20 protein-coding genes and 1 pseudogene are annotated in these 26,236 nt (G+C 64.6%); 7 read left to right on the forward strand and 14 right to left on the reverse strand.

The features are described 5' to 3' along the window. Positions 1 to 55: 55 nt before the first annotated feature. Complete coding sequence (yjjJ, locus tag C8C98_RS03540; protein WP_121453153.1) at positions 56 to 1,414, reverse strand: type II toxin-antitoxin system HipA family toxin YjjJ; 1,359 nt, start codon at positions 1,412 to 1,414, stop codon at positions 56 to 58. Positions 1,415 to 1,658: 244 nt separating this feature from the next. On the opposite strand from yjjJ, the gene C8C98_RS03545 reads away from it, so the two are divergent. Then, positions 1,659 to 3,074 carry a leucine-rich repeat domain-containing protein gene (locus C8C98_RS03545; protein WP_121453154.1) on the forward strand — a complete coding sequence of 472 codons (1,416 nt, stop codon included), beginning with the start codon at positions 1,659 to 1,661 and terminating at the stop codon, positions 3,072 to 3,074. A 446-nt stretch (positions 3,075 to 3,520) separates the two neighbouring features. Further along, a pseudogene (locus tag C8C98_RS03555) lies at positions 3,521 to 4,018 on the forward strand (rhodanese-like domain-containing protein); the annotation flags it as partial. Positions 4,019 to 4,278: 260 nt separating this feature from the next. On the opposite strand, the gene C8C98_RS03560 reads toward C8C98_RS03555, so the two are convergent. The 8 genes from C8C98_RS03560 to C8C98_RS03595 form a co-directional block, all read right to left on the reverse strand. Beyond that, a complete protein-coding gene (locus C8C98_RS03560) occupies positions 4,279 to 5,217 on the reverse strand; it encodes a CysB family HTH-type transcriptional regulator (protein WP_121453155.1) in 939 nt (312 codons plus the stop codon). Between the two features lie 405 nt (positions 5,218 to 5,622). Next, positions 5,623 to 7,269, reverse strand: coding sequence for an ankyrin repeat domain-containing protein (locus C8C98_RS03565; RefSeq protein WP_121453156.1), 1,647 nt, complete (start codon positions 7,267 to 7,269; stop codon positions 5,623 to 5,625). A 59-nt stretch (positions 7,270 to 7,328) separates the two neighbouring features. Continuing rightward, positions 7,329 to 8,735, reverse strand: coding sequence for a leucine-rich repeat domain-containing protein (locus C8C98_RS03570; RefSeq protein WP_158600133.1), 1,407 nt, complete (start codon positions 8,733 to 8,735; stop codon positions 7,329 to 7,331). Positions 8,736 to 8,796: 61 nt separating this feature from the next. After that, positions 8,797 to 10,218 carry an ankyrin repeat domain-containing protein gene (locus C8C98_RS03575; RefSeq protein WP_121453158.1) on the reverse strand — a complete coding sequence of 474 codons (1,422 nt, stop codon included), beginning with the start codon at positions 10,216 to 10,218 and terminating at the stop codon, positions 8,797 to 8,799. Positions 10,219 to 10,251: 33 nt separating this feature from the next. After that, complete coding sequence (locus C8C98_RS03580; RefSeq protein WP_121453159.1) at positions 10,252 to 12,456, reverse strand: AAA family ATPase; 2,205 nt, start codon at positions 12,454 to 12,456, stop codon at positions 10,252 to 10,254. Next, positions 12,441 to 13,670, reverse strand: a complete 1,230-nt coding sequence (locus tag C8C98_RS03585; protein ID WP_121453160.1) for a hypothetical protein — start codon at positions 13,668 to 13,670, stop codon at positions 12,441 to 12,443. Before C8C98_RS03585 ends, C8C98_RS03580 begins: the two co-directional genes overlap by 16 nt. Positions 13,671 to 13,765: 95 nt before the next feature. Next, the gene (locus C8C98_RS03590) at positions 13,766 to 14,335 is read right to left on the reverse strand and encodes a hypothetical protein (RefSeq protein ID WP_121453161.1); all 570 of its coding nucleotides are present in this window, start codon (positions 14,333 to 14,335) and stop codon (positions 13,766 to 13,768) included. 65 nt (positions 14,336 to 14,400) lie between these two features. Continuing rightward, positions 14,401 to 15,180, reverse strand: a complete 780-nt coding sequence (locus C8C98_RS03595; RefSeq protein WP_121453162.1) for a hypothetical protein — start codon at positions 15,178 to 15,180, stop codon at positions 14,401 to 14,403. 222 nt (positions 15,181 to 15,402) lie between these two features. Between C8C98_RS03595 and C8C98_RS03600 the strand changes: the two genes are divergently transcribed. The 3 genes from C8C98_RS03600 (at position 15,403) to C8C98_RS03610 (ending at position 17,096) form a co-directional block, all read left to right on the forward strand. Beyond that, positions 15,403 to 15,978 (forward strand): TetR/AcrR family transcriptional regulator, encoded by a 576-nt coding sequence (locus tag C8C98_RS03600; protein ID WP_121453163.1) that lies wholly within the window; start codon positions 15,403 to 15,405, stop codon positions 15,976 to 15,978. A gap of 5 nt (positions 15,979 to 15,983) precedes the next feature. Further along, positions 15,984 to 16,316 (forward strand): SMR family transporter, encoded by a 333-nt coding sequence (locus C8C98_RS03605; RefSeq protein WP_370450433.1) that lies wholly within the window; start codon positions 15,984 to 15,986, stop codon positions 16,314 to 16,316. A 72-nt stretch (positions 16,317 to 16,388) separates the two neighbouring features. Continuing rightward, on the forward strand, positions 16,389 to 17,096 hold the full coding sequence (locus C8C98_RS03610; RefSeq protein WP_199726543.1) for a pentapeptide repeat-containing protein: 708 nt from the start codon (positions 16,389 to 16,391) through the stop codon (positions 17,094 to 17,096). Positions 17,097 to 17,098: 2 nt separating this feature from the next. Here C8C98_RS03610 and C8C98_RS03615 read toward each other — a convergent pair whose 3' ends face one another. Beyond that, entirely contained in the window at positions 17,099 to 18,265 is a 1,167-nt protein-coding gene (locus C8C98_RS03615; RefSeq protein WP_121456001.1) for a mandelate racemase/muconate lactonizing enzyme family protein, read from the reverse strand. 271 nt (positions 18,266 to 18,536) lie between these two features. Here C8C98_RS03615 and C8C98_RS03620 point away from each other — a divergent pair, with 271 nt between their 5' ends. After that, positions 18,537 to 19,475 (forward strand): LysR family transcriptional regulator, encoded by a 939-nt coding sequence (locus C8C98_RS03620; RefSeq protein ID WP_121453166.1) that lies wholly within the window; start codon positions 18,537 to 18,539, stop codon positions 19,473 to 19,475. Between the two features lie 85 nt (positions 19,476 to 19,560). On the opposite strand, the gene C8C98_RS03625 is transcribed toward C8C98_RS03620, so the two are convergent. From C8C98_RS03625 to C8C98_RS03640, 4 genes are all read right to left on the reverse strand, one after another. Further along, positions 19,561 to 20,664 (reverse strand): SMP-30/gluconolactonase/LRE family protein, encoded by a 1,104-nt coding sequence (locus C8C98_RS03625; RefSeq protein WP_121453167.1) that lies wholly within the window; start codon positions 20,662 to 20,664, stop codon positions 19,561 to 19,563. Between the two features lie 194 nt (positions 20,665 to 20,858). Next, positions 20,859 to 22,193 carry a glucarate dehydratase gene (gene gudD, locus C8C98_RS03630; RefSeq protein WP_121453168.1) on the reverse strand — a complete coding sequence of 445 codons (1,335 nt, stop codon included), beginning with the start codon at positions 22,191 to 22,193 and terminating at the stop codon, positions 20,859 to 20,861. A gap of 74 nt (positions 22,194 to 22,267) precedes the next feature. Continuing rightward, positions 22,268 to 23,221 carry a tripartite tricarboxylate transporter substrate binding protein gene (locus C8C98_RS03635; RefSeq protein WP_121453169.1) on the reverse strand — a complete coding sequence of 318 codons (954 nt, stop codon included), beginning with the start codon at positions 23,219 to 23,221 and terminating at the stop codon, positions 22,268 to 22,270. A gap of 310 nt (positions 23,222 to 23,531) precedes the next feature. Then, positions 23,532 to 24,560 (reverse strand): LacI family DNA-binding transcriptional regulator, encoded by a 1,029-nt coding sequence (locus C8C98_RS03640; protein ID WP_121453170.1) that lies wholly within the window; start codon positions 24,558 to 24,560, stop codon positions 23,532 to 23,534. Positions 24,561 to 24,644: 84 nt separating this feature from the next. Between C8C98_RS03640 and garD the strand changes: the two genes are divergently transcribed. Beyond that, positions 24,645 to 26,225: a galactarate dehydratase gene (gene garD, locus C8C98_RS03645; protein WP_121453171.1), complete on the forward strand. Its 1,581-nt coding sequence runs from the start codon at positions 24,645 to 24,647 to the stop codon at positions 26,223 to 26,225. The last annotated feature ends 11 nt before the right edge of the window (positions 26,226 to 26,236 follow it).

A 26,236-nucleotide genomic window follows, 5' to 3' on the forward strand; every position in this document is an offset into this window, starting at 1 on the left:
AAGAACTGCCTCAGCACGCAACCGGCTTCTGCTCCCAGCACTGCCAGCAGCCAATCTACAGCGCGAGCCGCCCAACACGCTCAGCAGCCACCACCACATGGCGCAGCAACTCAACCTTGCACGCATCAAAGCCCGCGCTAAATCCTTCCTCGTCCTCTAACCGACGAACAAACACCCGAGCCATCGCAAGCGCCTCTTTCCAAGCCACCGCGCTGACCTGCTCCCCCACCGTCAGTTCAAGCGCCCGATTCGGCAAGCCTCCCCCCGCCGTGGGCGCAAACGCCATGGGCGTCATGTCATAGGCAGGCGCCAGCTCATAAGGCCTTTGCCCCTCTGACAAGCACGACAGATTGCCGCTGTGCATGTCTGTGTTGCCGATCAGCGTGCCAAACGCCCACAGCAGGCAGGCCGTGTCAAAGGCCTGGGGGGTGATGACCCCGGACTTCCACAACGCCCTGGCAATCACCGGCCAGTTGCCGCCGCTGCCGACAAACTCGGCGTCCAGCGCGGCGAAGGAATGCAGCGCCCTGCGCCCGCGTGCGCCCAGCCGGTCAAACCGCTGCACTTCTAAAAATCGTTGGGTGCCGTGCATCCAGGTCATTGACTGCGCGGCAGCCACCCCGTGGTCCCGCAGCACCTGCAGGGCGATGTGTTCGGCCAGCAGCAGGTCGCGCCAGCGGGCGCTCACGGGGGTGTCGAGTTCTGCGGTGAACTTGACCATCACATGCGCGGCGGTGCCATCGGCTTGCTCTGCGTAGGCGGTGAACTTGGGCTGCTCTCCGGCGGCAGACGAGCCCGCCACTTCGCCGCGCGCAGCCAGGTCGGCCCACTGCGCGTAGGCGGGCAGCTTTTGCGCGGCTGCCATCGGCACGGGGTCGGGCGCGTTGACGAACTGGTCGCGCGCGGTGGGGCCGATGAGCAGGTTGCCGGGCATGTCGTCGCCCTGGTCCAGGATGGCGCGCAGCGCGTGGGTGTCGCTCCAGTCGCCCAGCCGTTCGGGCAAGCCCAGGCGCTGGCCGTGCCGCAGGCAGTAGGCGCGCCCCAGGTAGCCCTGCGGGCGCATGTCATAGATCCACCAGGGCAGGCCGTCGCTGTGCAGCCGGGCACCGCCCGCTTCGATCATCACAAAGCCCTCTGGGCATACCGGGACGAGGGTGCCCAGGGTTTCCAGCGTGCCCTGGGCGGTGACGCGGTACACCGTGGCCTGCAGATCAGCGCGACGTGGGTCGCGCAGGGTGTATTGAATAGATCTTGCGGCGCCGAAGGGCACCACATCGTCACCCAGCGCGCTGAGTGATCTGGAGACAGTGGGCTGGCTGACCTGGAGCGCCTGGGCCAGCGCCTGCGCCTTGGCGGGGCCGGGGCGCAGCAGGGTTCGGATGGCGTCAGCGTAGGTTTGGGCGGCGGAAGGCATGCGCTAAGGATACGCCTGTTACATTGAAAATTGAATAGATATAAGAATGGATAAATAGGGCCAATGGGCACACAAACAAAGCGTTGGTGACCTCGCGCTGCAGATGCACCGCGCCCACTGGACAAGCTGTCCACTGCGCTCGCAGGGATGCCCCCTATGATCAACAGACGCAGCCCGCTTCACGCTGGCGGTGCGCTTTTCGGGCGCTTTGTGCCCACTGTTCCATCACACCCAACCTGACACCATGGCCCAGCTCAAATCCAAGTGGACCGACTCGGTTTACACCCGCGTCAAGGTACTCAACCACTCCAAGGGCCTGCGCCTGGAGCGCTTTACCAGTGAAGAACTGGACCAAATTGCCGACTGCGACGATGTGCTCGAACTGACGCTGGACCGCAGCAAGATGAAAGAGCCCTTGGACTTGGCACGCCTCGCCCATATCACCAGCCTGCGCAAGCTGGAGCTGCAGGGGCTGAAATTCACCAACCTCCAGGCGCTGCGGGCACTGCCCCACCTGGGGACGCTGATCATCGACAACTGCCGGTTCTCAGACTTTGATGCACTCAACGGCTTCAAGGTGTTGAGCCACCTATATCTGTGGCACAACAAGCTGACAGCGTTTCCGGCGGGGCTGGACCTGCCGCGATTCAAGGCCCTGTTCATATCGGACAACCTCATCTCAGACCTGGGCTTTGTGCAAAGCTACCCCGGCCTGGCCACGCTGTACCTGAAACGCAACCAGATCACCGATCTGTCCCCGTTGGCCGCATGCCCGGCCGTGGTGGACCTGGACGTGCAGGAAAATCCCGTCACCAGTCTGGCACCGCTGGCGGGCAGAAAATTCACCCGCTTCTATGCCGACCCACAGCACCGCGAAGAGCAGATCGCCCTGCGGCTGCAGCAGGATGAATGGCCCAGGGGGGAAACCATCACAGAGGACGAGAAGGCACCGCGCCACGTGGCCGACCTGATGGCGAAAAATGATTGGCCAGCGCTCTACGCCATCACCGATCTGGCGCTGCTGGGCCGGGCCTTCGCTAGCTTATTGAATCGGCGTGGCGACGCAGCGACACTGCGCGGTGCACTGGCGCACCCGGCGGAGGGCGCATTCCACGCCATGGTCGCCAACGGCCTGCGCCCGGACAAAGCGATGTCGGACTTGCTGGCGTACGTGCTCTGTGAATACGGCGAACGCACCATCGCGCCGATGACCGAGTGCTTTTACACGGCGCTGGCACGGCCCACCTACCAGGAGGAGTTCTACGTCGGCAAGATGGAGTCCGAGCACGAGATCATCATGTGCGTCCTGACGGGTATCGCCAGCCCGGCCTGCACCGAGCTGTTCCTCGCCTTCTTCAACGAGCGCGAGGGCTTCTCTGAGAACTATCTGTACCTCTGCAAGCACCTGCTCGACGTGGTGGGCAAGACCCAGTCTGCGCAGTTGGTGGAGCCCATCATGGACCTGCTGCGCTTTGAGCAGAAAATCATCGGCGGCGACCCTGCCTTCATGAAAAAGATATTCAAGGCCATCGGCCAGCTGGGCACCAAGGCCGATGCCGCCGTGCTGGCCAGCCGCTTCCATGCGGCCGCCGAAGAAAGACCGGATGTGCTGCTGGCGTATGAAGCCACGCTGGCGCGTTTGGAGAAAAAGAAAGCCTGACGCGTTCAGAGCGGCTGGGATGGCATGGGCCCGGCAAGCTGCTGGGCTTCGCCCCATGCACTACAGCTTCGACGAAGTAAGAGCAAAGAGCAGCGCCCAAACGCTCTCATTTTCATAGCTGCCAGCGCTTATTTATTAAGCGCTGGAGCCACTTTTTATTCAAATCTGGGGCTGCAGCCCGATCAGACAGCCCCGCACCACACCTGCGCGTCCGTGATCGCCGCCACGTCCACCCGTGCAGGCAAGATGCCGTCGCGGGCGGATCGGTCGGCCACCGTCTGCAGGGCCGTGACGTCGGCCTGCGTTACCGGCCGGGCCGCGATGGCGGCGCGCCCGGTGATGGTGCGGGCGGCTTCGATGGGCAGGCGGGTGAGCTGGGTGTAGACCTGGGCATAGGCCTCGCGGTGGGCCAGGGCCCAGTCGCCTGCGCGGGTAAGGCGGTCGAGGTATTGGACGATGGCGACGCGTTTGGCGGGGTCGGCGTGCGCGCCAATATGAGCGCATCGTGGCTGGCGCAGATGGGCTGGGATGTGTGGGTGCTGGACATGACCACCAGCGCCAACTACACCTTGCGCCACATCCCCGGCGCGTGGTTTGTGGTTCGATCGCAGCTGGCGCAGGCACTGCAGACCATCCCCCAAGCAACGCACTATGTGCTGACCTGCGGCAGCAGCCTGCTGGCCCGCTACGCGGCAGTGGATGTGGCCCGCACCACCGGCGCCAACGTGCAGGTGCTCGAAGGCGGCACCCTGGCCTGGATTGCCCAAGGCCTGCCGCTGGAGCAAGGCGAAACCCATCTGGCCTCACCCCGCATCGACCGCTACCGCCGCCCCTACGAAGGCACCGACAGCCCACGCGAGGCGATGCAGGCTTACCTGGACTGGGAGTTTGGGCTGGTGGAGCAATTGGGGCGCGATGGGACGCATGGCTTTCGGGTGATTTGAGCGTGCATTGGGCAGTCTGCGGCGCTGCACAGGTTTTGGATGGGGTATGAACCTGCTTGAAACGTTCAAGCGGAGCTTGGCGAAGCGCCGCGCAAGGCATCGACAAGCTCAGCCCGAACGGATATTTCTGGCGCAAAGAAGCAGGCACACGGATAGCAAGGGTGTGTATCCGCTCAACCCACCCACCACCGTTCACGCTGAGCCTGTCGAAGCGCAGAGCAAAGCTTCGACAAGCTCAGCCAGAACGGGTATCAACGCACTCACTCATGCGCTGACACACCCCGCACGGCGCGCTCCACCGCCTCGCGGGTCAGCGTGGGAGCAAAGGTCTCGATGAAGCTGTAGGCATAACCCCGCAGCCAGGTGCCCCGGCGCACGCCCAGGCGGGTGACGTTGACCTCGAACAGGTGGCGCGCATCCAGCATGCGCAAGTGGCGGTCTCGCTCGGGGTCCACCGCGATGGAGGCCACGATGCCCACGCCCATGCCCAGTTCCACATAGGTCTTGATCACGTCGGCATCCATGGCCGAGAGCACCACCTCGGGCTTGAGCCCCTCGCGGGCGAAGGCCTCGTCGATGTGCGAACGGCCGGTGTAGCCCAGCTCGTAGGTGATGATGGGGAAGGCCTGCAACTGCTGCAGCGTCACGGGCTCTTGCAGATCGAGCAGCGGGTGGCCCGGCGGCACGACGATGCTGTGCGTCCAGCGGTAGCACGGCAGGGTGACCAGGGCGTCGTAGTGCGACAGCGCCTCGGTGGCCACGCCAATGTCGGCCTCGCCGCTGAGCAGCATCTCTGCCACCTGCTTGGGCGAGCCCTGGTGCAAATGCAGCGAAACCTGCGGAAACATGGCTCGGAAGTCGCGCACCACATGGGGCAAGGCATAGCGTGCCTGCGAGTGCGTCGCGGCAATGGACAGGCGCCCCTCGTGGCTGGAGCTGTAGTCCTGCCCGGCACGCTTGAGGTTGTCGGCATCTTGCAGCAGGCGCTCCACAATCGGCAGCACCGCTTGGCCGGGGGGCGTGAGGCCCGTCAGCCGCTTGCCTGCGCGCACAAAAATCTCGATGCCCAGCTCTTCTTCCAGTTCACGGATCTGGCGGCTCACGCCAGGTTGGGAGGTGTAGAGCAAGGCGGCCACCTCGGTCAGGTTGAAGCCGCAGCGCACGGCCTCGCGAACGGAACGCAGTTGTTGGAAGTTCATTGTTGTGTGGTTCTTTCGCAAGCGATGGAGAGCGAAAGGGTTCGGGCCCTGGAGGCCGCTGCGGGCGGTGTGTGTGAGCACGCCATGCGGCACGGCACTGCACCGAAGGACTTGCAGCAGGGCCGCGGCCCCATCCCTTCGCATGACAGGCGCCAAGGTGCTGGCGCACGCCATGCCCTTACTGTAGAAGGCCGCGCGCATAACGATAAATGGTCATTCGCAATAAGCTCGGACTCAGCTGTTTTCGGCGTGAGCTCATGCCCCACAGCTATGTGCGCGCCCTGCCAGCCGCGGTCTGCAGGCACAGCGCAAGGCGGCAAAATCATCAAAAATGATAGCTACCAGCGCTTATTTAATAAGTGCTAGAGCCCGTTTTCATTCAAAACCCGAGTGACAGCTGCGCGATCAGTCCGCCAGAAGTTTCTGCGCCGCCTTGTTGCGCTTGGACACCGCCAGCTGCAGCGGTGTGCGGCCCTGGCGGTCGCAGTGGGTGCGGTCGGCCCCAGCCTGCAGCAACAGGGGAATGCAACCGGTCGCCTTGTGCTCCACCGCCTCATGCAAGGTGTTGCCTCCGTGATGCAGCACCCGGTTCGGGTTGGCACCATGGGCCAGCAGCAGCGCCACCTTGGCTTCAGACTGGGCGTGGATAGCGGCCTCCAAGGGGGTGTGCTGCGCATCGGCGGGCGGCTCGGCGGGCACGCCCAGCGCGAGCAGCATGTCCACCATCTCCACAGGCCGGTCCACGATGCGGCTGCTGAAATCCTGCAGGCAACTGGTGGCGGCATTCAGCCAAGCGGCGTCCCGCGCCGGAAATGCCTCGGGTGCGCTGCGCTGCACCAGGTCTCGCATCGTGGCCACGTCCGTGCCTTCGTGCTTGGTGGTGCATTGCGCCAGCAATCGGGACTCGGCCATGGGGTCGATGCACATCAGCGCATGGTCCCCCGGCCGCCACAGCCGGTCCAACGCAGGGAGGTTCCCCTCGTCCACGGCCCTGCCCAGCAAGCCATGCCGATGGGCTTCGTCCGGCGGGGCCTGCGCCAGCAGCGCGTCCAGCCGCGCATGGTCGTGGTACGAGATGGCGTGGAGTTGCTGCTCTGGGGCGTCGCACTCCAGCGCATAGCGCGGCCAAATCACCTGACCGCCGTGCGCCATGAGCAGGTCGCGCAGCGCCTGGTGCACCCCCCCGGCCAGGGCCGAATCCCCGTGGTGGCTCACTGCGTTGACCGCTGCGCCCCGCTCCAGCAACCACTGCGCGGCCTGCACGGCCATGGTCACCGGCTTGCCTAAATAGTGCGTTGCATCGGCCAGTTGCATCAAGGGCGTGCGTCCCTCGTCGTCCACAGCGTTCACCTCCACACCTGCGTCCACCAGCGTCTGCATCAGCGCAATGTCAAACGCCCGGGCCGCGCAGTGCAGCGGAAATACGGGCAATGTGTAGCTGGGCATGTGGGTGACCAGCGCCAGGGGGTCGGGCCGCGCCCCGGCTTGCAGCAGGGCAATGATGGCGTCGGTCGGCAACACGCCGCTGGCCTTGCCCGCCTGCGGTGTGAGCAAATGCACGATGAGTGGGCGGTGGTAAAGCACGGTGTTGGGGTCCAGGCCGTGGTGGTGCACCAGGTTCAAGACCTCGCCGTAGTGTTCTTTGGAGAGCAACTGGTGCACTTCTTCCAGCGGGTCCAGCTTGCGCACAGCGGCCTCAAACTGCTTGCGCGTGACGGGCTTGGGGCCGTTGAGCCACAAGCCTTCCGCCTTGGGGCCGTTGTGCCATTCGCAGCCAAAGAGCTTCGCGCCTCGCTCCATCAACCCGGGCGGCCAGCTTGCAGCGGCCAGCAGGTTCCATGGCCCGAGGACAGCCAGCTCGGCACACAGCTGCGCGGCGCCCGCAAACTCAAAAGAGACCCCAGCGTCTTCGCCCAGGCCGAGCATGGTGCCCAGCACACGGGCCTGGTCTGGCAGCGGCAGTTGGGCGGTGGCCTGGGCCTCGGCAGCCCAGGCGGCAGCCTGCACACGGGACGCAAAATAGACGGTGTAGTGCAGGCGGGACTCAGACATGGTGCGGGTTCAACGGCAAGGGCAAAACACAGCGGTATGCGGCGGCTGGCTGCAGCGCATCAGCTCTTTTTCTTTTCCAGCTTCTTGAGGGTGGCCTCGTACGCCTCGGCCACATCGGTGCGGGTTTCGGCAGACACATCAAAGCGGCTGGCCAGCACCGCCGCATCGGCCTTGGCACCCAACTGGCCAATGGCTTTGAAGACCTTTTTCATGAAGGCTGCGTCGCCGCCCAGGATGTGCTTTTCACAGCGCAGCAAGTCGATGATCGGCTCCACCAGTTGCGGTGACTGGACTTTGCCCACCACGTCGAGCAAGCGCTTGTAGTGGTGCAGGTGGGCCTCGGAGAAGCCCTCGCGCAGATGGAAGAACGCCAGGAACAGGTCGGCAAACGCGGGGATGGGAGCCTCTGCCAGGATGCGGGCGATGGTGGCGTGCTCGAGCTTCAGTTTGCCCGCATAGAACGGTTCGTACTCCGGGTAAAAGGCCAGCTCAGCGTGAAAGCTCTGGGTCAGCGGGGCCACCAAGTGCTCGCCAAAGCTGCTGAGCACCGACACCAGCAGCTTGGACTCTTCCCAGTAGTGCGGGCGCAGGCCATGGGTCACCATCGCATCGAACGCGCCGGGGGCCGGGTGTGCCAGCGCGCCGCGCACCATCTCCTCGTCAAAGTGCCCGTGCACCAGGTGAGAGAACGCATCGCCCAGCAAGGCCAGGTCGGTGATGGCGTAGAGCTGCGGCCAATCCTTGGTCTCCATCAGCTTCGCGATGCGCAAGGCTTCGATGCTTTCTGGGGTGCGCACATACGGCTCCTCAGGCAACTCCAGCTGCAGGGTCACCCGCTCGGCGCTGAGATGGCTGCTCACATGCAGTCGCTGGTAGCGCCGCCCTGCCAGGGGCGCCAGCGTGGCCAGCGGGTTGTCATCGACCCACAGGGATTCCAAAGCCGCGCAGTGGGCTAACGGAGCCAGGTCAGTGATCCGGTTGCCGTTCACATGCAAACATTTGAGGGTGGGGTAGCTGGCAACGAACGACAAATCCGTGATGCGGTTGTGCGACAGGTACAGGCTCTCGAGCCTGGGCAACTGGAGCCCCGCCGGGAAGTGGGTGAACTTGTTGTTCCACGCGAACAGCGTCTTTACATTCAGGCCGTTGAGTGTCTCGAAGTCTTTGAAGTCGCAGTACGCAATGGTCAGCGAGTTCAGATGGGGCAAAGCTTTGAGGGCCTGCAGGTTGGTGAACTGCAGGCGCTCCAGGCTCAAGCGCCGAAGCCCCTGGATGTGAGCCAGGCGCGACAGATCGACCGGCTGCGCCGTGCGGTTGCTGCGCAGGTCGATGTCCAGGATGTCATCGCAGTCGGCGATCTGGTCCAGATCGGCATCGGTGAATTTCTCCAGGTGCAGGCCGTCGGCATGGTTCAGCACACGGATGGGGCTATGAATGCGGTCGGTCCATTTGGGCTTGGTGGTCATGGCGTCAGGCTGTGAAAAGGGGATGGAGGGGACCGGTGGCTGCGGCAGCGCCGACCTGCCTTCAACCCAGGGTTTTGAGGTAGCGGACGCAAAGCTGGCCGATGGCATCGCACAGCACATCGTTGGTGGGTGGTGCACCTGGCGCCATGGGCAAATCAATCGCTTCGCGCAGCACCCAGTCGTCGCCCTCTACCTGCGAGAAGCGGATGCGCATGACAGACCAATCGAAGACATGGACACCCATTTCCACCGCGCCGCTGCGGCTGAGGTACGACTTGGTGCGCGACAGCTTCAGGCCACGGAAGTAGTCGTCGTATTCCAGGTACAACAGGCCAGGCGGCACACGCGGGTCTTCGCCCGAACCCAGCCGCGCGATCACGTCCTTGAGGCAGGTGCGCAGCCAATCCGGGTATTGGCTGGAGGTCCAGTCCGTGGGCCCGTCGATCAATCCGGGCGCGCGCTCCCAGGTGGCGCGCTGGGCGGTGCCGTCTGCGGCCTTGGGCTTGGCGGGCTTTTTGGGTGCTACCGAGGTGGTCAACACCGCCACTCGGGCCTCGTACTCGGTGCCACGGAACAGGCGCACATCGGCAGCCACGAGCTTGCCTTGGGCCGCCAGGGCCTCGGCCAGCACGGCGGCCACATCCAGGTTGCCAGCGCTGACGGCCAGACGCAGCGGGGTGCGACCACGGGCATTGGCAGCGGCGGGGTCCAGGCCCCATTCGAACAACTGGCGGGTGGTGGCGACAGGGTCGACCCCTCGCTGCCACGCCACCGAGATGCCAGCGCGGCTCAGGTTCAGACCGTCCACATCGCCAGCACAGTGCATCAGCGCGTTGGTGCCTGCGGGGGTGATGAACTGCACATTGGCGCCGCGGTCATTCAAAAAGCGCAACAGCGGCACACTCCCCATGTAGGCGGCCATGAGCACCGGGTTGTACATCTCGCGGTGATCCATCGCCTCGATGTCGGCACCGGCCGCCAGCAGCATATCGACCGCCTGGAACACCATTTCGGCATGCCCCGCCTGGGCGTCATCACGCCGAAATGGGATGCTGCAAATCTCGCCACGCATGTCCCCCAGCCCGAGGGCGATGCACAGCGCGGGGTCCTTGGTCTTGCGGGGATCGCCCCCTGCCGCCAGCACCATACCCAGCCGCTCCAAAGAGCGCCCCCCGGTATCACCCAACAACTGCTCACAACACACGGCCAAAGGCGTGGCATTGCGGTTCTTGCGCTTGTTGGGATCAGCCCCACGCTCCAGCATCAAGCGCAGCAACGCGAGTTGTGCGTCCATGCGCTGAGCGGCACAAGCGTCGTCCGGGCCATCGGAGTACACCCAGTGGGCGTTGCAGACCCACTGCGACGCGGGGTACTGGGACACGCTGATTCGGTCGGGGTGGACGCCGGAGCAGACCAGGCGCTCTATTTCGGCCATGAGCGCATCGAATCCGATGTCGTGTTCGAGTGTGAAAGAAGTGGCCATGGGAAACTATGAACAGGTCAAAAAATGCCAGGGTCAGGCCTTGGCCAACACCGCCAGCTCTTGGCGCAGCAGCAACTGCACCTCGGTTGGCTCGAACTGGCCCTGCAGCAGCGGGATGGCGAAGCGGTATTCAGCCTCTTGCTTGCGCAGCACGTAGGCCAGTTGCAGCCGGGCCAGCGACTGGCGCAGGGCCTGCGCGTCGGCCATGATGCCGTGGCTTTGCAGCAGCTGCGCCAGGGCCACTAGGCTGGTCTGCCCGGTCTGGGCGGTGTGGTAGACCACCACACGGTCGAGACGGCAGGCGGCTTCGTCCTGGCTCAGGCGCCCCCAGCCGGCCAATGCGTCTTGCACCGCCTGCGAGGCCAGGGCCTGGTTCAGGTGGTGGGCTTCGATGGCGCGCTCGCCGGGTTGCAGGGCCTCCAGGCATTCTTGGCACAGGATGGCCACCAGGTTGGCGCGCTGGCCGCTGGCATCGATGAGGCGCTCGACCAGCGCATCGCTGGCAAAGCCCAGGCGCAGGCGGCGCAGCGGCTCGGTGGCCAGTTCGCGGCAGGCGGCGCGCTCGAGCCCGCCGATGGTCAGCACTTCGCCAAAATTGCGCAGGGGGCTTTGGTAGTCGAGCACCGCGGTGGCATACAAATCCCAGAACCCTGCCAGCATGAACCAGCAGCGGCCCTCTTCGCTGAGCGAGCGCAGGGTGGACAACTGCGCATAGCCTTGGTCCGACTCGGCACGGAAGAACTGGTCGGCCTCGTCGATCAACAGCACCAGCCGCTTGCCCACCGCCTGCGCCTGCAGGTGGGCCACGATGTCTTCGAGCGTGGTGTGGGCGGGCAGGCCCAGTTGCAGCGCCAGGCGTGGGGCCAGCCGGTGGTCGCGCAGCGATACGTAGTGGCACACGGTGTGCGGGTGGCCCTGCAGGCGGCGCTGTACGGCTTTGAGCAAGCTGCTTTTGCCCAACTGGCGCCCGCCCACCACCAGGTAATTGGCGGGCTCTCGGGTGACCACGCGGGCCAGCAGCTGCGCGCGGCCAAAGAACGAGCCTTCGCGCGTGACGCCACCGCGCGTCTGGTACGGCGAGATGCGGGTGATGCGCAGCTGGGTGGACAGCAGGCGCAGCAGCACCTGCAGGGCCTGGCCGCCCAGCAGCCATTCGGTCAGGCTGGCGCTGTCCACCATCACATGCAGGTTGGCGCTGTCTTCGCAATGGGCGCGTAGCAGGGGGAACGGGGCCTCAAGGCTGTGCTCGCTCAGCACCAGCAGCACGTCGCTGCCAGTCTGCGCAGCACGCAGGCTTTGCACCAGGGCCGCTTCGTCGAGCCCCGGCGTGGGCACCAGCACCAGGCAGCGGTCCAGCGACACGGGCAGGTCGGGGGCAAATTGCCACTCCAGCACCACGCCAGGCAGGGCCCAGTCGGCACTGGTCTGCTGGCGGGCCACCACTTTATCGGCCAGGGCATGGGCCAGTGCGACACCGCCGCTTTGGGCAGATTGCACGGCGTTGCGCCAGTCGGCCGTGCGTATCTGGGCCGCCAGCAAGGTGCCCTGCAGGCGGCCCACCATACGCAGCAACTTGTCGAGCTGGGGCAGCCGGGCCAGCGGTGTGCGCCGCAGCCGCGCTGGCCGCAGTTGCGCAGGTCCGATGAGCGGGTGGCGCAGGAACCATACAACCGCCCCGCCCACAAAGATCAGACCGCACCAGAGTATGAGGGAGCGCAGCCAGCCAAACGGGTCGCTGGCAGGTGCAGGTGTAGGTGCGGGCGCAAAGTCGTCGGCAGCGTTTTCCAAGCAATTGATGGGCAGGTAGCCCGCTGGGATGGGCGGGCGCCCAGGGCGACAGGACCAGGTGGTGGTGCCTGGCGTGAGCCGCAACAGAACCTGCGTGCCCGAGAGCTTGCCCAGCTCGGGGTTGGGCAGAACGTCGGCCTGCAACTGGTAGGGCCCTGGCGAGGTCACGCGCAGCAAGCGCTGGCCCGTGGGCGGGGCATAGCGTGCGATGTCTTCAGGCCAGTGCCCCTCTTCGTTGGAGGCCTGCATCAGTGCCACACGCCACTGCACCAGCTCACCCCACACCGGCCCGGCGCCTTCTGCGCCCAGCACTGCGCCCTTGGTGGCAGGGTTGAGCTTGGGGGTAAGCACGGCGCTACCAACGAACAGCGTCACTGCGGCAATGACCACGCCACGCAGCACAGGGCGCGAGAGCAGTGGGCTCAGCAACAGGTTCAATCGTTCGAGCATGATTCCAGCACCATCAAACCGGCCTCGCGCACGATGGGGCAGCGCCAATGCAGCCGCGCAGCGTCACCCGCGCCGCGCACGTGGATGAGGTTGCCCCAGAACAGCCGGCGCAGGTTGTCGTCTTGCAAGTAGGGGCGGGCACGGCCCAGATCAGGGGCCTGCAGCAGTTGTGCCAGGCGCTGGCGCGAGGCCGGTGCCTGCGCCAGCGGCAAGAAGGTTTGCCACAGGCGCGCACTGCCCAGCAGGTGGCTGCGCAGCGCGCCCGCAGCCACCACATCGCCCTGCAGTGCGGCGGTGCCGTGGTCTACCAACCATTGCAGCCCCTCTTCAAACAATGCGGGGTGCGCACCGCTGAGGTCTTGCAGAGCGGCCAGCACGGGCACGGCCCAGGACTGCTCGGGCCAGCGGTGGCGGGCCAGCACCACCAGGTCGTCCAGCGTGGGCTCGGGCCAATGGTGGACCTGGGCGATGTTGAGCAGCGACAAGTCGCCGCTGCGGTACTTGAGGTCGGCCAGCGCCTCGCCGCCGCACAGCAGCAGGTGCAGGCGGCCGCTGTGCATTTCGCTCAGGCTGCGCAAAATGCCCGCCAGGGTTTCGCGCAGTGCAGGGGTGCCCTGCTCGAAGCGGCTGACCAGGCAAAACAGCCGCTCGCCCGCGAGCAAGCGCTGCTCCAGCGCGGCTTCAAATTCATAGTCGGAGGTGACTTCGCCCAGCCCACACTGGCGGCCGATGGCAGCAAAGTATTCGTCGGCCGCCGTGCTCACGCTGTAGGGCGGCTGGATGTGCAGCACCGCGCCCTCGCCGTACTGCGCGCGGGCACGGGCCAACAGCTCTTGCCGAAACGGCGGCTGCCCCCAGTGCGCGGGCGACAGCAGCAGCGAGATGGGGTACGGCATGGCCTGTGCCAGCTGGGCAAACACCTTGTCCTGGAACGCCGCAAACGGCTGCGCCCCCACCGATTCGGCCTGCAGCGGAAACTCGGGCTCAAACCCTGCCGCGCTGAGCAGGCGGTTGGACTCGGTCTCCGTCAAGCGCAGGTAGCGGGTGCAGGCCACCACACGGTCACGCGAGCGGGGGTTGGGAGCTGACACACCATTGCGCCAGTTGTTCACGGCTTCACGGCTCAGGCCAATTTCCGTCGCCACCCCCGAGGCGCTGGCACGGATGCGCCGCATGTAAAGCGAGAGGAGCACGGAGAAAGAATCGCTGGCCATGGAGGAAAAGGAGGTACGGGCTTGAAAGGGGAACGGCCTGGACATGGCACGCACAAGGCATGCCTGTCTGTGGATGCAGGCCGTTGAAAAGGTGCTTAGCGCTGCAGCAGCGATTGCACCATGGGCCAGGCTTTGTAGCAGCCCAATGCGCAGGCAACAAACACCGGGCTGTAGAGCAGCAGCATGCCCAGCACGGTATAGAAGGTGCCAACCTCCTCGTCATCGTCCTCGCTATCGCCTTCACTGCCGTCGCCCTGGCCTTGCGTCCCCTGGCTCGCCTGCACCGATGCCAGCGCAGCCGGCACCAGCATGCGGGTCTCTGGGGCATCTTGCACAGTGCTGGCACTGCCTTGGCCCGCACCTGCGGCCTTGGCCTTGGCCTCTTTGGCGGTCTGAACGTTGTCCCAGATTTCCATACCCAGCGTGGTCACCATGGCCAGCAGCGCCACCGCCAACACACCCAAGTAGGCGTAACGCAACCCCGGGCGCTCCAGCGGGTAGAAGTAGCCCGCCAGCACCACAGCCGGGGCCAGAAAGAACACGTGCGAGAGCAGCCGATTGGCATCGAACCCTGCGTCCTTGTCGAGCGCTCCAATGGCCATGCGGTACACCACGGCGCCCACGATAAACAGCACGCCTCCCCACCATTCGATTTCGGTCAACATCGTTTTTGCTCCCTCGTTTTTGTGTATTCAATGTGTTGTGTTCGGCCCGGCCATCACACGCTCGTTCAGGAGAACAGCGACTTGCGCTCCGTGCTCATGTAGTACAGCGGCAGCGCCACCGCCAGCAGCAGGCCAAGGCCCATCCACAGCCAAAAGCCCTTGAACAGCAGCACCGTGACCAGGGTGAACAGCGCGGCGTGCACCAGCCCCTTGAAGCCCGCCTTCAGCATGAAGATGCCCATGATTCCGTCCACCGGGTTGACGCCGCTTTCGCGCATGTCCTTGAACATGCCGACCATGGCCTCCACGGCTTCGCGGCCCTCCCGCTCACGCTCATCTTGCTGTGTACGCAGGGTACTAATAGGCACCGGCTTGCTCGGGTTCTTGGTGCCGTCGCCCTCTTCTCCCTCCCCCTCTTCTGTGTCGTCTTCAGCGCGTTCCACCACGGCCTTCAGGGTGGGGTTGCTGCCATAGAACGCGTCGCGGGTGACCCACATGCCTTGCTCGAAGAACATGCGCTCGGTCTCGCCCACCTGGTCGTAAAACACCTCGGCCACCGCAGAGCGCAGGCCATGGGCAAACAGCTCCTCCAGCATCTGCAGGGGGATACCGTCGTGTGTGCTCGAGTCAAAGCTCAGCACCAGACCCGGGCCCTGGGCACGGACGCCGTGGTTGAACCAGTCGCTGTCCCACAGCTTGCCCAAGTCTGCGCCGCCCAGCTTTTCGGCCCAGCGCTCGGCCTGCTCTGGGTTGTCAGATTGCAGGTACTGGAACACCAGCTGGCAGTATTTGAGCCGGATGGGGTCTTCAAAGAACAGGTGCAGGGTGTGGACGTTTTGGGACATGGCGGGGAAATGGGGTCAAGGGCGATGGGGTGCTGTGACTGGCACGGATTGTTACCGGATATGACGCAGGCGGCGCTCTCAGGCTTGTCAGGTGCGCTGGCCACCACACTGGACGAAATGTCCAGTGAAGGCCCCGCGAGCGTCTGGGGACATGGGTCCAGACCCCGCTCGCATCCCCAGCCCACCCCTACAATAAACATTCCATCCGGATGGTTTGTAGCAATGACAGAAGCCCACCGCCGACAAAAACAACCCGAGCTGATCCGCAGCCAACTGCTCATGGTGGTGCGCGACATCCTGGTACAAGATGGCCCCCACGCCGTGACGCTGGACGCCGTATCCCGCCGCGCCAACGTGACCAAGGGCGGCCTGCAGCACCACTTTCGCAGCAAGCAGGCCTTGCTGCAGGCGCTGTGCGATCAGCTGTTTGAAGAATTCCAGGCGAACCTGGCACTGGCGTTTGAGCACGAACCCGCCGGGCCGGGGCGCCATGCCCGCGCCTACATTCGCACCTGCTTTGACACCCACCACCACCTGAACCAGGTCGAGACCCAGCGGGCGATTGGCCTGCTGGCCCTGACCCTGCCCGAAGCACGGGAGCGCTGGCACCAGACTATGCAGACCGAGCTGGCCGCAGACGGCGAAACACCTGGCGCGGCAGACCGGCTGCTGGTGTGCCGGATGGCCGCAGATGGCTTCTGGTTTTCGCAAATGCTGGGGGTGTATGCCCTGGACGACTCACACCGTGCCCGCATCCTGGCTTTGTTGCTGCAACTGTGCAGCCAGAAAGAAGATTGATGCCCCTGCCCGCTTACGCCCTGCTGGGCGCCGCCATCTTGGCCGAGGTGATTGGCACCAGCGCACTCAAAGCTTCTGAGGGCTTTACCCGCCCTCTTCCCTCGGTGCTGACCGCCGTGGCCTACGTGGCGGCGTTCTATGCGCTATCGCTCACGCTCAAGACGGTGCCACTGGGCGTTGCCTATGGCGTGTGGTCAGGCGTGGGGATTGTGCTGGTGTCTGCGGTGGGCTGGGTGGTTTACGACCAACGCCTGGATGCTGCGGCGCTGCTGGGCATCGGCCTGATTCTGGCCGGGGTGCTGGTGATCCATCTGTTCTCCCGCAGCACGGGGCATTGAAGCCAGGCCGCGCCCGGCCCTCTTCCACTTTTCATCGACCGCCTTCGGCGGGCCCCCATGGTTTCGTTGTTCATGACCTCCACCCCCAGCACCACAGCCACCAGCCCCGTGACCGATCAACGCCTATCGCGGGCCGATCTGCAACGCCTGGTGGCCGACGCCCCAGCAGCACTGCAGTTTGAGCGCTGCACTTTTGACGGCGAGGATTTGTCGCAAATGGACCTGCGCGGCGCCACCTTTGTCGGCTGCACGTTCGCAGACACCGCACTGGAAGCCGCCACCCTCACCAGCACCCGATGGCTGGACTGCAGCGCTGCGCGGGCCCAACTGCAACGCGCAGACTGCACCGATGCGCGCTGGCACCGCTGCGACCTCAACAACACCGACTGGACGCGCGCAAGGCTTTCCAGCGCGCTGTTTGCCGAAGTCAAACTCACCGGGGCGCACTTTCGCGAAGCGCACACCCTGGGGTTGGAGTTCCACGAATCACTGCTCGTGGGTGCTGATTTGCGGGGCCTGTCGTTTCGCAAGCAAACCCTTGCGCAGCTCGACCTGTCCGAAGCCGACCTGGGTGGCTGCGACTTTCGGGATGCGTTGTTTGAAGGCGGCAGCTTGCGCGATGCGCATTTGAAGAACGCACGCTTTGACGGCGCTGACCTGCGCGGTGTGGACCTGGGCGGCCTGAAGCTGGCGCAGGTGGCGCCCTTCTTCAAGGGCGCCATCATCTCCAGCGACCAGGCAGCTGCGCTGGTGGGCGAACTGGGAGTACGGGTGCTCTGAACTCAGGAGGCCAGCGCCCGCATCTCAGCGATCAAGTCTGATTTGCCCTCAAATCCAATGCCCGGCAGCGGTGGCAACGTCACGTAGCCGTTTTCGACCTTCACGCCATCGGGAAAGCCGCCATAGGGCTGGAACAAGTCGGGGTAGCTCTCGTTGCCGCCCAGGCCCAGGCCGGCGGCGATGGCCAGCGACATCTGGTGCCCGCCGTGGGGAATGCAGCGGCTGGGGGACCAGCCGTGCTCCTTGAGCATATCGAGCGTGCGCAAGTATTCGACCAGTCCGTAGCTCAGGGCGCAGTCGAACTGCAACCAGTCGCGGTCCTTGTGCATGCCGCCGTGGCGGATGAGGTTACGGGCGTCCTGCATCGAGAACAGGTTCTCGCCCGTGGCCATAGGGCCTTGGTAGACCTCGCCCAGCTTGGCCTGCAGCTCATAGTCCAGTGGGTCTCCCGCCTCTTCGTACCAGAACAAGGGGTACTGCGACAGGGCCTTTCCGTAGTCGATGGCAGTGTGCAGGTCGAACCGGCCGTTGGCGTCCACCGCTAGCTGCTGGCCGGGCCCCAGAATCTTGAGCACTGACTCGATGCGTTCGCAGTCTTCGGCCAGCGTGGCGCCGCCGATCTTCATCTTGACCACCGAGTAGCCGCGCGCCAGGTAGCTTTCCATTTCACGCTGCAGTGCTTCGAGCCCCTTGCCGGGGTAGTAGTAGCCACCGGCCGCGTAGACGAACACGCGCGGGTTGGGCGTGCCGTTGCCGTAGCGCTCGGCCAGCAACTGGAACAGCGGCTTGCCCGCTATTTTTGCCGTGGCGTCCCACACGGCCATGTCGATGGTGCCCACGGCCACTGAGCGCTCGCCGTGGCCGCCAGGCTTCTCATTGATCATCATGCGGGTCCAGACCTTATGCGGGTCCAGGTTCTCGCCGGTGGCGTCGAGCAGGCTGGCGGGCTCGGCATCCAGTACGCGCGGGATGAAGCGCTCGCGCATCAGTGCGCCCTGGCCGTAGCGGCCGTTGGAGTTGAAGCCATAGCCGATCACGGGCTTGCCGTCGCGAATCACATCGGTGACCACAGCGACGAGGCTGAGCGTCATCTTCGAGAAGTCGATGTAGGCGTTGCGGATGTCTGACTTGATGGGACGGGTGGATTCAAGGATGTTGATGATCTTCATGGTGTTTGCGGGGTTGGAACAATGAAAGCGCGTGCGCTCAAAGCCATTGCCAATGGACCCCAGGCAAAGCGCTGGGGCCATAAAAGGCGCCAAGACCCACCGATAATTCAGGCGGCTTGCGTGCGATGCATGCGTTGGACAAGGCTTTGTGCGTCACGAAAGGCATCATTTCCTCAGTGCCGCCAGGCGTCCAATACTCCAATCGCATACATCTATCTGTGCACCCAGCCCCCCCAACCATCTCGTGTAGACACCGCAGAAAGCAGACCCCATGGGACCTGGCAATCGCCCCCTCGACCTGGAATGGCTGGAAGACTTTCTGGCTTTGTGCGACAGCGGCAATTTTTCGCGCGCGGCAGAGGCACGCGCCATCGCCCAACCAGCCTTCAGCCGCCATATCCGCGCGCTGGAGGAATGGGTGGGGGTGGATTTGTTTGACCGCAGCGCGCACCCTGCCGTGCTCACCGCCGCTGGGCAACGTTTTGAACCACTGATCGAAGCAGTGCTAGCCCAATTAGAAACCGCCCGCACCAAGGCCCGTGCGGCCCACCACATGGCGCAAGCCAGCCTGCGCTTTGCGGCCACCCACGTGCTTTCGCTCACGTTTTTTCCACGCTGGTTGTCTGGGGTGGAAGCCCATCTGCAGGTGGGGCCGATACAGACCCTGTCTGACAGTTCACACGCTTGCGAAGACCTGATGCTGCAGCGCCGCGTGCAGTTCGTTTTGTGCCATGGGCATGCCGATGTCCCCAGCCGTCTGGACGAGGCTCAGTACCCCATGCTTCGGCTCTCGGGCGATGTGTTGCGACCCGTGTCTGCAGCCCACGTACAGGCCAAGCCCATGCAGGGCGCCAGCGACACGCCAGGGCTGCAAATGCTGGCCTACAGCGATGCCTCGGGCCTAGGCAGGATCATGCGCTCGCACCTGTCTCGGCTGGAGAAGGATGCCCCGCAGACAACGGCATTCGGTGATGCGCCCACGGTCTTCACCTCGCACCACGCCGTGCTGCTCAAAACCATGGTGCTGGAGGGGCGTGGCGTAGCCTGGCTGCCCCAGAGCTTGGTGGCAGAGGAGTTACGCAACGGCCTGCTGGTGCCTGCGGGCCCAGACTCCTGGAACGTGCCGATCGACATTCGGCTGTACCGCCAAAAAGGAGAGATGGCGCCCCTGGCCGAAGATCTATGGCAATTGGCCAAGGGGCAGTCTTGAGCGATCCCTACGCAGCCCAGGAAAATAAGGCCAGGGCTGGCAGACCTGACAGACCTCACAGACGCAGCCCCAGGCCTGCGCCGCTTCACACCGCGCCGTGGGCCTCGACGTACAGCGCGTACAACGAATGACTGCTGGCCATATACAGGCGGTTGTTCTTGGGGCCGCCAAAGCACAGGTTGGCGCAGCGCTCAGGCAAGCGGATATGGGCCAAGGCCTTGCCTTGCGGGTTGAAGACCATGACGCCGTCCAGTTCCTCGGGCTTGCCCTTGAGCTGGAAGACCTTGCGGCCGCCTTGGTCCAATGCTTCGGTCTGCAAAGCGCCGTTGCTGCCCCAGCCGCACCACAGGTTGCCGTCTCGGTCCACCTTGAAGCCGTCCAGGGCTCCTTGGTCAGCGGCGTCGATCAGCTTGGTCTTGTTGCCTACGGTGCCATCGGCGTTGACGTCATAGCTCCAGATGCTGCGGTTGGGCGTGCCCTTCCACTCCACAACGTACAGCTTCTTCTCATCGGGCGAGAAGGCCAGGCCGTTGGGGTTGACGATGTCGGTGATGACCGCCGTCAGCTTGCCATCGGTGCCAATGCGGTAGACATTGGTCGTGGCTTGCTCTGGCTTGGCGCGGGAACCTTCCCACTCGCCGTTGATGCCGAACAGGGGGTCGGTGAACCAGACGGTGTCGTCCGACTTGACCACAATGTCGTTGGGCGCGTTGAGCTTCTTGCCCTCGTAGCTGTCGGCCAACACCGTGAGGCGCCCGCCCTTTTCGGTGCGCACCACACGGCGTGTGACGGAGTGCTCGCAAGTGATGAGGCGCCCCTGGCGGTCACGCACATTGCCATTGGCCCAGTTGGCAGGCTGGCGGAACACCGTGAAGCTGCCGTCGCGCTCGCTGTACTTCATGAGGCGGTTGTTGGGGATATCGCTGACGAGCACGTAGCCCCCGTCCTCTGGGAAGTACACAGGCCCTTCGGCCCAGCGCATGCCGGTGGCGACCTGCTCCACCGTGCTGCTGTAGATGCGGTATTTGGCGAAGCTGGGGTCCAGGATCTGAACGGCGGGATCGGGGTAGCGCTGGTTGGGTTTGAAGTCGAAAGACTGTGCCAGAGCCCCTGAGCCCAAAACGGCCAGCCCGGTGCCTGCCGCCGCCTTGAGGAATTGACGGCGCGGTTTCTGGATCGATGGTTGCATGCTTGTCTCCATTTTTATCGTTGGCATGCCAGGTGCAAGGAGAACCCAAAAGCTCGGGGCGCCGGCCAGGCCCACGATGCCCCACACCACCCCCGTGGTGTGCAGGCTGGATTCCCCCCCACCTGCTGCCGGTAGCAGCCGACAGCGATTCACGTCATGCGAAGGGCCCATGGAGCCGCTTCGCACAGACCACATCAACGCACCATGCAGGGCATCTTGTGGTTGAACTTCCAGCCCGGGATCAGGTACTGCATGGCGATGGCATCGTCGCGCGCACCCAGGCCATGCTGCAGGTACAGCTGGTGGGCCTTTTCCACTTCGACCATGTCCAGCTCCACGCCCAGGCCCGGCTTCTGGGGCACTTGCACGTGGCCGCCCACGATCTGCAGTGGGTCCTTGGTCAGGCGCTGGCCGTCTTGCCAGATCCAGTGGGTGTCGATGGCCGTGACGCGGCCCGGCGCTGCGGCACCCACATGCGTGAACATGGCCAGCGAAATATCGAAGTGGTTGTTGGAGTGCGAACCCCAGGTCAGGCCCCAGTCACGGCAGGTCTGCGCCACGCGCACGGAGCCCGCCATGGTCCAAAAATGCGGATCGGCCAGCGGGATGTCCACGCTCTGCAGCGACAGCGCGTGGGTGAACTGGCGCCAGTCGGTGGCCACCATGTTGGTGGCCGTGGGCAGGCCAGTGGCGCGGCGGAATTCGGCCATCACCTCGCGGCCGCTGAAGCCGTCTTCGGCGCCGCAGGGGTCTTCGGCATAGGCCACCACACCGCGCATTTTCTGGCCCAGGCGGATCGCCTCCTTGAGGAGCCAGCCGCCATTGGGGTCCAGCGTCACGCGGGCATCGGGAAAGCGCTCGTGCAGCGCCGTCACGGCCTCTACTTCATCGTCGCCACGCAGCACGCCGCCCTTGAGCTTGAAGTCGTTGAAGCCATAGCGCTCGCGCGCCGCTTCGGCCAGGCGCACGATGGCCTGGGCGTTCATCGCCTTTTCGTGGCGCAGGCGGAACCAGTCGTTGTCTGCGCCGGGATCGGTCACATACGGCAGATCGGTCTGTTCGCGGTCACCGATGTAGAAGAGATAGCCCAGCATTTCCACCGAGGTACGCTGCTGCCCCTCGCCCAGCAGGGCGGCCACCGGCACCTCCAGGTGCTGACCCAGCAAGTCCAGCAGGGCCGATTCCACCGCCGTCACAGCATGGATGGTGGTGCGCAAGTCAAAGGTCTGCAAGCCACGGCCACCTGCATCGCGGTCGGCAAAGCTCTGCTGCACGCGCTGCAAAACGCTTTGGTAAGAACCAATGGGTTGCCCCACCACCAGTGCACGGGCGTCTTCCAGAGTTTGGCGAATCTTCTCGCCACCAGGCACCTCCCCCACCCCGGTGTGCCCCGAGCTGTCCGTGAGAACCAGGATGTTGCGCGTGAAAAACGGGGCATGCGCGCCGCTGAGGTTCAGCAGCATGCTGTCGCGGCCAGCCACAGGAATCACACGGAGTTCGGTAACAAGGGGAGTAGATGCGTTGGACATAGATTCAGGGAATAAAAAACAGGGCTGGTGCAAGAACGCAGCCGCGGCCCCAAGAGGCAGCGGCTGCGCAGGCATCAATCGGCCTTGATGTTGCGTGCGGCGATCAGGCTCTTCCAGCGCGCGAACTCTGCGGCCTGGAAGGCAGCAAACTGCTCAGGCGTGTTGCCCACGATTTCAAAGCCCAGCTCCAGCAGCTTTGGCTTGACCTGGGGGTCATTCAGCCCCGCCACAATGGCGGCATGGAGCTTGGCCTTGATGTCTGCGGGCAGGCCACGAGGGGCGGCAATCGCTTGCCAGGAGTACACGTTGGCGTCCTTGATGCCCGCTTCTTCCAGCGTCTGCACGTTGGGCAGCAGGGGGGAGCGCTTGGCACTGGTGATGGCCAGTGCCTTGAGCTTGCCCGCCTGGATCTGAGGCATGGCGGTGTTGATGTTCATGAAGGACGCATCCACCTGCGCACCCAACAGGTCCGTCATCACGGGGCCACCACCACGGTAGGGCACGTGGATGCCGCTGGTGCTGGTCTGCAGCCAGAACAGCTCGGCCGTGAGGTGATCGCTGCTGCCGTTGCCCGAGGAGGCAAAGGTCATCTTGTTGGGATTGGCTTTCTGAAAGGCAATCACATCGGCCAGCGACTTGTGGGCCGAGGATGCGGGCACCACCAGCACGTTGGGGGCCTGCACCGCCACGGTGAGGTAGTCAAAGTCTTTGAGGGCGTCGTAGGGCACCTTGGTCAGCAGGTGGGGGGCGATCACAAAAGGGCCCAACGAAGAAACGAGCAGCGTGTGCCCGTCCGCAGGAGAGCGCGCCACAGCGCCTGCGCCGATCGTGCCCGTGGCACCGGCCTTGTTGTCCACAATGAACGTACCGCCCAGCTTGTCTTGCAGCTTGGGGATGAGGGTGCGGGCGATCAGGTCGGTGGAGCCACCGGGTGGGAACGGCACCACCAGGGTGACAGGCTTGTCGGGCCAGGCAAACGCCGACCCCATGGTGAGGGCCGCAGCCAGGGTGCAGAGCAGTTTCTTCATGGTTGTCTCCTACGGGTTTTGGAAAGAGGTGTGGGCCACGCGCCCCTCACATAAACAGCATTGGGGCGCTGCTGTGGATGCGGCCCTGTATCCAGACCTTGGGCGCTTGCTGGCTCATGGCGCACCTTTTTCAAAGCCCGAATTTGGTACCGCTACCAAATTTCAATATGCAAATGGTAGCGGTACCAAATCTAGGCGTCAACGACGGTTTGATGAGGGTTTTCCCTGAAATCAGGGCGCCAGGAATGGAGCGCTACAGTGCGGGCCGTAAGCCTGCGCGCCTGTCGCGCGAGGGGCCGACCACCAGCCCTCAGGTGGTATCGCGCTCTACGATGGAGAAGTCCACTTCGACCACCTTGTGGTCCACCGGACGCCCTTCGGCGCAGTCGATCAGGTAGCGTGCTGCCAGATGACCGATGTGTGCGCCATTGATGTGCACCGTGCTCAAGGCGGGCAGCAGGTCGGCCACGAAAGGCACATCGCCAAAGCCCATGATGGCCAGCTGGCCAGGCACAGACAACTGGCGGGCACGGGCTTCTGTGACCACGCCCAGCGCCAGCAGATCAGAGCTGCAGAACACGGCATCCACCTCAGGGCATTGCTGCAGCAGGCGCCCCAGGGCATCGCGGCCGCTGCGCAGCGAACGCTGCGCCCCCACACTGATGGTGGTGACTGGCGGCAGCCCCGCCTGCACCACAGCCTCTGAAAATGCGGCGGCGCGACGCCCTGCCCGCTCATCGTCGGCCGTCACCAGCGCGAAGCGCTTGCGCCCCCGCTCCATGAAGAAGCGCGCCACGGCCCGACCAATGTCCAGGTGAGAAAAACCCACCAACATGTCGATGGGGGTGGGGGTGAGGTCCCAGGTCTCGACCACCGGAATGCCCGACGCCACCAACCGCGTGCGCCCCTTGCCCGCACCCATGATGCCGGTGAGAAAAATGCCATCGGGGCGGCGGCCGATGATGGCCTCCAGCAGCAACTCCTCCCGTGCGGCTGAGTACCCCGACTGGCCCAGCATGAGCTGGTAGCCCGCATCGAACAGGGTGCTGTTGAGGGACTCAATGGTTTCCATAAACACCGACATCACCGTGCTGGGCACCACGGCCGCAATCAGGCGGCTGCGGGCCGAGGCCAGCCCCCCTGCCATGCGGTTGGGCACATAGCCCGTGCGCTGCACGGCATCGAGCACACGCTGGCGCACCTCTTCAGACACCTGGTCTGGCGTGTTGAGCACGCGCGATGCGGTGATGGGCGCCACCCCCGCCAGCTTGGCCACGTCACGCAGGGTGATGGCCCCGCTGCTGCGGCGGGAACGCTTGGGGTTGTCTTTTTCTGTCATTGGTGGTTTAAAATGGTACCGCTACCAAACCCGTGATGCAAGACCACAGGCTGCACGCGAAGCGACCGATCATAGGAGACATGGATGTCCGAAACCCCACCCTCAGAGACACTGAAGCCCATGACCATCCGGATGCACGAGAGCGACAACGTTGCCATCGTGGCCAACGATGGCGGCCTGCCTGCCGGCATCACGCTGCCTGAAGGCCTGACCTTGCGTGACAAGGTGCCCCAAGGGCACAAGGTAGCGTTGGTGGACCTGCCCGCTGGCGGGGCCGTGCTGCGCTACGGTGTCCCCATCGGCTACGCCATCGACGCCATCGCAGCAGGCAGTTGGGTGCATGAGCGTCTGCTGAACATGCCCGAGGCGCGCGAACTGGACGACCTGCCTATGGCGACCACCCGGGGCGTCATGCAGCCCGCGCTAGAGGGCTTCACCTTCGAGGGCTACCGCAACGCCGATGGCTCGGTGGGCACGCGCAACATTCTGGCCATCACCCAGACCGTGCAGTGCGTGGCGGGCGTGACGGACTTTGCCGTGCAACGCATCAAATCAGAGCTGCTGCCCAAGTACCCGAACGTGGACGACGTGGTAGCACTGGCGCATGGCTACGGCTGCGGTGTGGCCATTGACGCGCCCGACGCGATCATCCCGATCCGCACCCTGCGCAACATCAGCTCCAACCCCAACTTTGGCGGCGAGGTGATGGTGGTGAGCCTGGGCTGCGAAAAGCTGCAGCCCGAGCGCCTGCTGCCTCCGGGCTCTATCCCCCTGGTGGACGAGCGCAGCAACACCCCTGCCGCACTGGACGTGGTGTGCCTGCAAGACGAAGCCCATGTCGGCTTCATGTCGATGGTGGAATCCATCCTGCGCCAGGCCGAAACCCACCTCAAGCGCCTGAACGCCCGCCGCCGCGAAACCGTGCCCGCCAGCGAACTGGTGGTGGGCGTGCAGTGCGGCGGCAGCGATGCGTTCTCCGGCGTTACCGCCAACCCGGCCGTGGGCTTTTGCACCGACCTGCTGGTGCGCGCAGGCGCCAGCGTGATGTTCTCTGAGACCACCGAGGTGCGCGACGGCATTGCCCAGCTCACCGCCCGCGCTACCACCCCCGAGGTGGCCCAGGCCATGGTGCGTGAAATGGCTTGGTACGACGCCTACCTGCAGCGCGGCAGCGTGGACCGCAGTGCCAACACCACCCCCGGTAACAAAAAAGGGGGCCTGTCCAACATCGTGGAAAAGGCCATGGGCTCCATCGTCAAGTCTGGCTCGGCCCCCATCGCCAACGTACTCTCTCCCGGCGAAAAGCTGCAAGCCAAGGGCCTGACCTATGCGGCCACACCGGCCAGTGACTTCATTTGCGGCACGCTGCAACTGGCCGCTGGCATGAATCTGCACGTTTTCACCACCGGGCGCGGAACGCCCTACGGCCTGGCCGAGTGCCCCGTCATCAAAGTGGCCACCCGCAGTGACCTGGCCCGGCGCTGGCACGACCTGATGGACGTGAACGCAGGCACCATTGCCGAAGGCTCTGCCACCATCGAGCAGGTGGGCTGGGAGCTGTTCCACCTGATGCTGGACGTGGCCAGTGGCCGCAAGAAGACCTGGGCAGAGCAGTGGAAGCTGCACAACGCGCTGGTCTTGTTCAACCCGGCGCCAGTGACCTGACGCGGCGCCCC

The organism is Acidovorax sp. 106, assembly GCF_003663825.1.
Taxonomy (GTDB): Bacteria; Pseudomonadota; Gammaproteobacteria; order Burkholderiales; family Burkholderiaceae_C; genus Acidovorax.